The 8,471-nt window shown below is 64.6% G+C and carries 7 protein-coding genes; 2 read left to right on the forward strand and 5 right to left on the reverse strand.

From position 1 onward, the window contains the following. Positions 1–50: 50 nt before the first annotated feature. Positions 51–905: an outer membrane protein OmpK gene (locus tag AC4FAH_RS10015; protein ID WP_082388693.1), complete on the reverse strand. Its 855-nt coding sequence runs from the start codon at positions 903–905 to the stop codon at positions 51–53. A 349-nt stretch (positions 906–1,254) separates the two neighbouring features. Continuing rightward, positions 1,255–2,523 carry a NupC/NupG family nucleoside CNT transporter gene (locus tag AC4FAH_RS10020; RefSeq protein ID WP_043331634.1) on the reverse strand — a complete coding sequence of 423 codons (1,269 nt, stop codon included), beginning with the start codon at positions 2,521–2,523 and terminating at the stop codon, positions 1,255–1,257. A gap of 319 nt (positions 2,524–2,842) precedes the next feature. Here AC4FAH_RS10020 and AC4FAH_RS10025 point away from each other — a divergent pair, with 319 nt between their 5' ends. Continuing rightward, positions 2,843–3,619 (forward strand): DeoR/GlpR family DNA-binding transcription regulator, encoded by a 777-nt coding sequence (locus AC4FAH_RS10025; protein ID WP_054556386.1) that lies wholly within the window; start codon positions 2,843–2,845, stop codon positions 3,617–3,619. A gap of 151 nt (positions 3,620–3,770) precedes the next feature. On the opposite strand, the gene waaA is transcribed toward AC4FAH_RS10025, so the two are convergent. From waaA to AC4FAH_RS10040, 3 genes are read right to left on the reverse strand one after another with little or no spacing between them, the layout of a single operon-like run. Continuing rightward, the gene (gene waaA, locus AC4FAH_RS10030; protein WP_490245969.1) at positions 3,771–5,093 is read right to left on the reverse strand and encodes a lipid IV(A) 3-deoxy-D-manno-octulosonic acid transferase; all 1,323 of its coding nucleotides are present in this window, start codon (positions 5,091–5,093) and stop codon (positions 3,771–3,773) included. 2 nt (positions 5,094–5,095) lie between these two features. Continuing rightward, complete coding sequence (gene hldE / locus AC4FAH_RS10035) at positions 5,096–6,526, reverse strand: bifunctional D-glycero-beta-D-manno-heptose-7-phosphate kinase/D-glycero-beta-D-manno-heptose 1-phosphate adenylyltransferase HldE (protein ID WP_043331637.1); 1,431 nt, start codon at positions 6,524–6,526, stop codon at positions 5,096–5,098. After that, complete coding sequence (locus AC4FAH_RS10040; protein ID WP_153635005.1) at positions 6,526–7,689, reverse strand: glycosyltransferase family 9 protein; 1,164 nt, start codon at positions 7,687–7,689, stop codon at positions 6,526–6,528. Before AC4FAH_RS10040 ends, hldE begins: the two co-directional genes overlap by 1 nt. A 4-nt stretch (positions 7,690–7,693) precedes the next feature. On the opposite strand from AC4FAH_RS10040, the gene AC4FAH_RS10045 reads away from it, so the two are divergent. Further along, a partial coding sequence (locus AC4FAH_RS10045) for a 3-deoxy-D-manno-octulosonic acid kinase (protein ID WP_490245970.1) occupies positions 7,694–8,471 on the forward strand: 778 nt, incomplete at its 3' end.

Consider the following 8,471-nt stretch of genomic DNA (forward strand, 5'->3'; position numbering starts at 1 on the left):
CTTCCCGTTTCTGTTTTAGCGCCGGTCGCTCAGCGAGAGCGAAGCGGTGATCAGAACTTGTAGTTGATGCTGAAGTAGTTGCCGAAGCCGGTGGTGTCCTGGCGAACGCCGGTGGCAGTGGAGCCATCGGTGAAGAACGCCATGTTGTTGTAGTACTTCAGGCCATAGCCGATCGCATAGCGCTGGGTGTGGTAGTAGATACCGTTGAACCACTCCATGCTGTTGACGCTGCGGCCCGCCTGGCTGCCCACTTCGTCGGCATCGAACTTGTAGTCCAGGTAGCCCTGATAGGCGATGAAACTGCCATCATCGAAGTTGACGAACGGCTTGAACCAGTTGGTGGAGGCCATGTAGCCGTCCCACTTGCTCTCGTCTTCACCGCCGTAGTTCTCACGCACGTAACGCGCGTAGAGGTTGAAGCCCATCTTGCCGAACCACGGCACCTGCACATCGCTGCCCAGGCCGACGTAGTGCTCCCACAGACCGCCGAATGCGCCGTTGTCACCGATGTTGGTGACGGTGGCGATGTAGAGCTCATCCACCGGGCCGAACGACAGGTCGTAACCGGTCATGGCGTCCAGCGAGAAGCGCGGCGCCAGCTTGGCAAAGAAGTTGTCGCCGTCGTTCAGGTCATCGGAGCTGTCGTCCAGCAGGTCGAAGAAGTCGACATACCCGTAGAGATCGACGATGCCCGAGCGGCCGCCGAACTCCATCTCCAGGTAGGTATCTTCGCTGTTGCGGAACGGCAGGCGGTTGTCTTCACTGCGCATCAGGTTGAAGGTCAGCCACTTGTAATCATTGGCGTGGATATCGCCATTGAAGTCAGTAGCCTGCGCCGGTGCTGCAGCGGTCAGCAGCGTGGTGGCAGCCAGAGTGCTGGCCGCGAGGGTCTTGAGCATGGTCATCGCGTAACGATCCTGTCCTGAATGATGAGACTGTTCGAATTCTTGTGGTCTTGCCCGCTGAGCGGGTCTTGTCGCTATGAAGTCCGACGAAGGCGCGGGAGTGAAACTCGCACGGGGCCCAGTCTGGAAAGGCGGCGATGTTAGCACTTCCTCGCAAAAACGACAGAGCGACATTTCGGGGATGATCAACGTGCCCTCGACGACAATGTGAACCTTTTCACACTCTCGCCAAGCACCTTGCCACTCCCGGCTTCCCCGAGCTGACACCCCGATGTTTCCTCGCTTGCCGCCCGGCGCATGCCGGCAGGATGGCTCCCGTCGACTGACCGGGCGGAGAGCGAGGAATGCATCAGGCCGCCAGCGCCAGGAAGAAACCGGCAATCGCCGCCGACATCAGATTGGACAGCGTGCCGGCGAGTACCGCCTTGAGCCCCAGGCTTGCGATCTCATGACGGCGTGTCGGTGCCAGACTGCCCAGCCCCCCCAGCAGGATGGCGATCGACGACAGATTGGCGAAGCCGCACAGCGCGAACGACAGCACTGCCATGGTGTAGGGCGTCATCACCGCGCCGGTGGCCGCGACGATGCTGTCACCGCTGAGGTAGGGCGCCAGATTGATGTAGGCGACGAACTCGTTCACCACCAGCTTCTGGCCGATGAAGGAACCCGCCAGGGTCGCCTCGCTCCACGGCACGCCCAGCAGGAAGGCCAGCGGCGCGAACAACCAGCCGAGAATCATGTCGAGACTCAGCGTGTCCATGCCGAACCAGCCACCCACGCCGCCGAGAATGCCGTTGATCAGGCCGATCAGCGCGATGAAGGCCAGCAGCATCGCCCCGACATTGGCCGCCAGCTTGAGGCCGGAAGACGCACCGGAGGCCGCAGCGTCCAGCACATTGGAGGGCGCATCATCATCCTTGAGGGCGGCATCGGCGAGGGCGATCGAGTCATCCGGCTTCTCCGTCTCCGGGAACAGCAGCTTGGCGAACAGCAGCCCGCCGGGCGCGGCCATGAAGGATGCCGCCACCAGGTACTCCATCGGAATGCCCAGCGCCGCATAGCCGCCCAGCACCGAACCGGCGACGGAGGCCAGGCCACCACACATCACCGCGAACAGCTCGGAGCGCGTCATGCTGGCCAGATACGGCTTGACCACCAGCGGCGCCTCGGTCTGACCGACGAAGATGTTGGCCGTGGCCGAGAGCGACTCGGTACGCGACGTGCCCAGCACACGCTGCAGGCCGCCGCCCAGCAGGCGAATCACCCACTGCATGATGCCGAGGTAGTAGAGCACCGCGATCAGCGATGAGAAGAAGATGATGATCGGCAGCACCTTGACCGCGAAGATGAAGCCGACACCACTGCCCGGATTGGCCAGGCTGCCAAACAGGAAGTTGATGCCCTGATCGGCATAGTTGACCACCTGACTGACGGCACCGGAGACACCGGCCAGCACTCCCTGGCCGAAGGAGGTGTAGAGCACGAAGGCGCCGATGGCCAGCTGGATGGCAAAGGCACCACCCACGGTACGCAGGCGAATGGCGCGTCGATTCGACGACAGCGCCACGGCAATGAGGATGAGCGAAGCCATCCCGACGAGACTCATGAGGGGATTCATTGGGAAGATCCTGAGGGTTCTTGTGGTTGTTATGGGTGCTGCGTGCAGGGCTGCGACGACCCGTTCTCAACGTCGTGCAGTGTTATCCTGCATTCTCACCATGTTCAAAAAGTCACAGCCTGACCAAATAGTCAATACGTCCGTTTTACCTCACGCCCACTTGTCTTCCAGTGCCAGACTGGCAGTGTCAGGGGCATTTTTGAGGTTCTCCCTGTGTGTCAGTGGTTTATCATCTGCTTCTGACGTGGGACGTGGCGCTTCAGCCCAGGTTTTCGCCAACGCTCCCTCATCGGAACCGGCACCAAAGGACAAAAGCCGCATGAACAATCACAGCGCCGCCCGACTCGACCGCCTGCAGGCCATTCTGCGCGAAGGCAGCCCTCTGCAACTGAGCGACGCCGCACAGCTATGCGCCGTCTCGGAGATGACCATTCGTCGCGACGTGGCGCACAGCAACGGACTGCTGGAAATTCTGGGTGGCCGCCTGTTGCTGGTCGATTCATCCGCCGGCAGCGTCTATCGCCTGGATCGCGAGATCGACGCCAGCGCCCCGATCAAGCAAGCGCTGTGCCAGCAGCTGGCCAGTCATATCGAGGACGGCGACACCCTGTACGTGGATTGCGGCACCACGCTGGTCCATCTTGCGGCCGCCATCGACCGCCAGCAGACGCTGACCCTGGTGACCTGCGCCCTGAATGTGGCCAATGCGGTCGGCCATCTGCCCGGGGTGCGGCTGGTGATGCTGGGGGGCCTGTTTCACCCGGCCACCCAGTCATTCACCGCCACCGACATGCCGGAAGCCATCCGCCGCCTCGGCATCAACAAGGCCTTTCTCTCGGCGGGCGGAGTGCATGCCGAGCGAGGCGTCAGCTGCTTCCATTTCCATGAGGTCGCAGCCAAGCAGGCCGCTCTGGAAAGCGCGATGCAGCGCTTCTTGATCGTCGATGCGCGCAAGTTCGAGATGGTGCGCCCCGCCTTCATCGCCCCGCTGAGTGACTTTGATGTGGTGATCAGCAATGCCAGCCCCGCCGCACGTGATTGCCTGGGGGCGCTGGAGGCAGAAATGGGCGTGACAGCCGAGCTTGTCGACTGCTGAGCTGCAGATTGCCGAGCCTGTCGATTGCTTCGCAGGAAAGAGCCAGGCCACTCGCAGCGCCAGACCACTGACAAACAGAAAACGCCGCACGATTGTGCGGCGTTTTCTGTCTGACCAGACAGTCAATGCACACTTTGCGTGCGCAGGGACGTCACAGCGGCAGGTGGTGCTCGAGCATCGCCAAGGTGCCACTCAGCGCGCCGCGATTGCGCTCCACGACCTGGCTGGCCGCCTGGCCTGCCTTCTGCTGCGCGGCCTGATCCGAGAACAGCGCATTCACCGCCTCGGCCAATGCCGCGTCATCCGCAACGACCTGGAGCGCGCCTTCCGCGGTCATCACCTCGGCGATCTCGCTGAAGTTGTCCAGCGATGGGCCACTCAGCAGTGGCAGCCCCAACGCGGCGGGCTCGAGCAGGTTGTGCCCGCCGATGGGCATCAGACTGCCGCCGATAAAGGCGATATCACTGGCCGCATACAGCGTCAGCAATTCCCCGAGACTGTCACCGACCAGTACCGATACGGCGCCAACCACCTCGGTGCCGCTCTCTGACATGGCACTGCGCCGCAGGCTGCTCTCGCCGCGCGCCTGACACCACTGCGCCGCCTGAGCGGCCACTGCCTCGAAGCGCTGCGGATGGCGCGGTACCAACAGCAGCAAGGCCTGAGGATGCTGGTCACGCACCGCGGCATGCGCCGCGAGTATCTGGCCATCCTCGCCGTCATGCGTCGAGGCGGCGATCCATACCGGCCGCTGCGCGAATGACTGGCGCAGCGACTGGCCGTCGGCAATGACCTGTTCAGCAATGTCCAGTTCGAACTTGAGCGAGCCGACGGCCGCGCCGCACGCTGGCGGCAGGCCAAGCGCCATGAAACGCTCCAGATCCTGCTGCGACTTGGCCGACAGGCCACTGACGTGAGCAAGACTGTCGCGCATCAGGGCGCCGATCCTGCGATAGCGCTGGAAGGCGCGCGGCGACAGGCGGCCATTGATGACGCACAGCGCAATGTCATCCCGCGCGCAGGCCGCCATCAGGTTGGGCCACAGCTCGGTTTCCACCATGATCGCCAGCGCCGGACGCAGCCGACGCACGAAGCGCCGCGCGCTCAGCGGGAAATCCAGCGGCAGATAATGGTGACGGGCCGGGGCAAGCTCGGGCGAGCCCTGCGGGGTATGCAGCAGACGTGCGGCCTGTGCAGCGCCGGTGGCTGTCATGGTCGTCAGCACCAGCGGGCGCCGTGGGTAGCGCTGACGCAGTGCCTCGACGAGACTCGCCACCATCACCACCTCGCCCAGCGAGGCGGCGTGCAGCCAGATGGGGCGCTCACTGTCGGGCGTGGTGCTCGGCGTAGAGGGGATGATACCCAGCCGCTCCAGGCGCGGGTGCTGGGCATCGTGCTCGCGCCAGACCCGCTGCCAGATGAGGGGCGACAACAGGGTCAGCGCGGTGCTGTAGAGGCCGCGGGCAAGGCTCACGCCTAGTCCTCGCGATCGAGAATGGTGGCGATCATCGCGGTGGTGGAGACGCCGTCCTCGAAACCGAGCACGCGGACTTCACCGCCATTGGCGATAACCGCCTCTCCCCCGGCAATCTCTTCGGGACGATAGTCGCCGCCCTTGACCAGCACATCCGGCAGCACGGCCTCGATCAGGCGTGCCGGGGTGTCCTCGCTGAAGGGCACCACCCAGGCGACCGCACCGAGGCCCGCCAGCACCTGCATGCGGCGCAGCACCGGGTTGATCGGGCGTGTCGGCCCCTTCAGGCGTGCCACCGAGTCGTCGTCGTTGACGGCCACGATCAGGCGATCGCCGTGGCGTGCCGCTTCCTGCAGGTAGGCCACGTGACCGGCGTGCAGGATGTCGAAGCAGCCATTGGTCATCACCACACGCTCGCCGCGTGCCTGGGCGGCCTTGACTGCCGGGATGAGCGCGGACTCCTGGATCACGCCGAATTCCGCCAGCTTGTCGCCGTGCAGCGCGGTGTAGAGCTCCGCCACCGACAGGGTCGCGGTGCCCGGCTTGGCGACCACCAGACCCGCGGCCAGGTTGGCCAGCATCACGGCTTCCGGGAAGGCGTGACCGGCCGCCAGCGCCAGGCCCAGCACGCCGATCACCGTATCGCCGGCACCGGTGACGTCGTAGACCTCACGCGCATGCGTCGGCAGGTGCAGCGGCTGATAGCCCTCGCGGATCAGGGTCATGCCCTTCTCGCTGCGCGTCACCAGCAGGGCTTCCAGCTCGAGCTCGGCACGCAGTGCCTCGCCCTTCTCGGCCAGTTCCTCATCGCTGCGGCACGGCCCGACGATGGTCTCGAATTCGGTCAGGTTGGGGGTGATGATGCTGGCGCCGCGATAGCGCGAGAAATCACTGCCCTTGGGGTCGACCAGCACACGCTTGCCCGCCGCACGCGCAGCGGCGATCAGCGCCTCGACCTGATTCAGCGAGCCCTTGCCGTAGTCGGAGAGAATCATCACGCCACTGGCGCCCAGCTCGGCCTCGACCTGGCTCACCAGCGCGCTGGTATCCACCTCGTGCAGCGGCTCCTCGAAATCGAGGCGCAGCAGCTGCTGATTGCGGCTCATCACGCGCAGCTTGGTGATGGTCGGCACGCTGTCACTGGCCTGGAAGCGCGTGATGACATTGGCGTTTTCCAGCGCGCGCGTGAGGATGGCAGCGTTGTCATCCTCACCGACCACACCCGCGAGGGTGGCATGTGCGCCGAGCGAGGCGATGTTGAGCGCGACGTTGGCGGCACCGCCGGGGCGGTCTTCGCTCTCGCCGACTCGTACCACCGGTACCGGTGCTTCCGGCGAGATGCGTGAGGTGCCACCGTGCCAGTAGCGGTCGAGCATCACATCACCCACGACCAGCAGGCGAGCCTGTTCAAGCGCAGTCAGATCAAGCTTCATCAGGCGTCTCCGCGTGCAGAGGGGGATTGGGAAGAAGAGGTATCCGTAGAGGAGACAGCCGCGACCGGCAGACGTTCGCAGCTCTGGCCACGAATGACGCCATCGGTGTCCGCCAGCAGCTCAGCGAGGCGCGCGATGACATCCTCGGCGCGAATCAGGCTCATGGCGTCCTGATGGCGCACGCGCTGGCCCCAGTTGATCTCGTCCATCTGCTTGTGAAGATAGGTCTTCACGGCGTCCGGATAGCGATTGACCACCAGATGCTGCCAGCAGTACGGTGCCGCGCGCTCGGGGTTGGTGGTGGCGTACAGGCCGATCACCGGCGTGTTGAGCGCATTGCCCATGTGCACCGGGCCGGAATCCGGCGCGATCACGGCCACGGCGCGATCGATCATCGCCAACAGGCCCTTGAGCGAGGTGCCACCGATGGCATCGATGACCGCGCCTTCGCTGACCAGCGCCTTGATGCGCGCGCCCATTTCACGTTCCTGCGGGCTGCCGCCACCGGTCATCACGCTGCGGATGCCATATTGCTGCCAGGCATGATCGACGACCGCCGCATAGCCTTCCGGCGACCAGTTGCGGAAGTTGCGCAGTCGCGGATTGGCACACGGACTGATGATCAGATACGGCGCCTCACCGGTGACGCGTGCGGCTTCGGTGTAGGCCTCGGGCGGTACATCGAGGCGCCAGTCGAGGCGGCAGTCCTCGACACCCAGCGTACGCGCGAAGTCCATGAACGACTCCAGCACGTGGGCGCGCTCTCTCGGGGCCAGCTGATGGGAAGTAAAGAGGTACTGCCAGTCCTTGGCGCGCGCACGGTCGTAACCGATGCGCACCTTGGCCTTGAGGCCCAGGGACAGCGCACTGGCACGCAGTGCCTGCTGCATGTGCAGCAGCACATCGAAGTGCGTGTCCTTGAGCTGCCGCCAGATGGCGCGCATGCCCGCAAGGCCGGTGGACTTGTCATAGACCACGAACTCGACCCCGGTCAGGCCGGACAGTAGACTGTGCTCCCCCTTGCCGACGATCCAGGTAATGCGGGCCTCAGGCCACTGACGCTGCAAGGCGCGTACCGTTGGCACAAGATTGCAGACATCGCCGAGAGCGGAGAGCCGGAGCACGCAGATATGTGCGGGCTGGGCAGGGAGAGGATGCTTCATGCGGATGGCAGTTTTCCGAAATGAGAATGCCCACATTCTATATGATGGCGAAACAGCGCCACAAATGACGCCGGACTGGTTCATGCCATCGTTCTGGCGTGAACACGACGCCGTGACCGGCGAAGCGCCGGGGCGCGGGGCGAGTCTGTTCCTCGATGTCTGTCGTTTGCCCGCCGAACTGCAACCCGCCAATACCACCGCGACACCGGCTCGCCGCTGGGCACTGCGCCCCTATCGTCGCGGCGGCCTGATCGCGAAGCTCGCCAGTCAGCGCTACCTCTATACCGGCCTTGAGCGCACCCGCGCCTTCGCCGAACTGCGCCTGACGGAGCGTCTGTATCGCCAGGGGCTGCCGGTGCCAGAGCCCGTCGGTGCCTGCGTGTGGCGGCATGGTCTGACCTACGAGGCCGCCCTGATCACGGTGCTGATTCCCGGCGCACGCGCCTTCGCCGATGACCTGATCGCCCTCGAAGCACAGCGCCTGACTGCCGGGGCCGAGCTGCCCGAGGCTCTGCTTCGCCTGCTCGACGCCACAGGCCACGCCATTCGCGCCGTGCATGACGCCGGGCTCGAGCATGTCGACCTCAACGCACGCAACCTGCTGATCGATGAAAGCGAACGCGTCTACGTGATCGATCTCGATCGCTGCCAGCTGCATGCCGAGGCTCCCACGGATGCACGCTGGCGCGAGAGCAATCTCTCCCGCCTGGGCCGTTCGTTGGCCCGCTTCACCCCGACACATCATGCGGCGTGCCTGGCCCGCATCCGCAGCGCCTATCAAG

Source organism: Cobetia sp. (assembly GCF_983723665.1).